Below are 864 nucleotides of genomic sequence, written 5' to 3'. Positions count from 1 at the left end.
TTGATCATCGGGCTTTTATCTCGCGGCCCGGCTTCCAGCACAAGCACGGTTTTATCACCTTCTTGGGATAAACGCTGAGCTAATACGCTGCCCGCAGAACCAGCGCCAATGATGACGTAATCGAAAGTCAGTGAGTCCATGTGGTGTGCGCCTCTTATTATTATCAAATAAGCTCATCGTTTTGAGAACAAGCTTATCAATGTGGTCGTGTATTTGTTGAAGATAGTTTGAACGATAGGAAGGGGCTTGAAAAGGGAAATCTCACTTGTGAGCCTTGCTAGTAAGGGGGAGGTTCTTTAACTAGAAGAGGGTTTACAGCCTTAGGCTCTAAACCCAGAGTGGAATAACTGTTCGCAAGATAGTAATTATGCGGCTTGTTGTGGAGAAGGCGCTTCTGGTCTCTCAGGTACCAGTTCTTGGTATAGCTCGTCCAGTGCCTCGTTGAAATTACTTGCCAAAAAGCTGACCTTATCAGCAATCGATTCACAGCTAGTCAGGCTGATTGTTAGTGTATCGACATAGCTGGTGACCACAGCAGTTAGCGCCATGTTATCAACGATCGGTGCAACGCCTTCAAGAGATTTTAGCTCGGCGCCATTCAGAAACAAGGGAACCTTGGGGCCCGGTACATTGGTGATAATCAGGTTGAAAACGGGCTTTAGAATATTGGCTAGACGAAGGCGTGTATAAGCTTTCATGGTTAAGGAAGAAGACCACGAGGGAAGATGCTTCATGATTCGTTCAACCGCGACTTTATAGTTAAACTCTTTGGCTCTAAGGGCATTTTGATGAATCATGCCAAGTCGGGAGCTCGGGCTGTCGAGGTCTGTCGCGAGCGATATGAGCATTGGAGAGATTAGGTTC

General features: G+C 46.6%; 2 protein-coding genes. Both read right to left on the bottom strand.

All coding sequences use genetic code 11. The features are described 5' to 3' along the window. On the bottom strand, window positions 1-140 hold a 140-nt coding region (locus tag A3763_RS27180), incomplete at its 3' end, for an NAD(P)-binding protein (protein ID WP_197483043.1). 225 nt (window positions 141-365) lie between these two features. Next, on the bottom strand, window positions 366-864 hold a 499-nt coding region (locus A3763_RS22170; protein WP_156495257.1), incomplete at its 5' end, for a WS/DGAT domain-containing protein.

Source organism: Oleiphilus sp. HI0128 (genome assembly GCF_001635365.1).
This window is presented reverse-complemented; position numbering and strand designations above follow the sequence as displayed.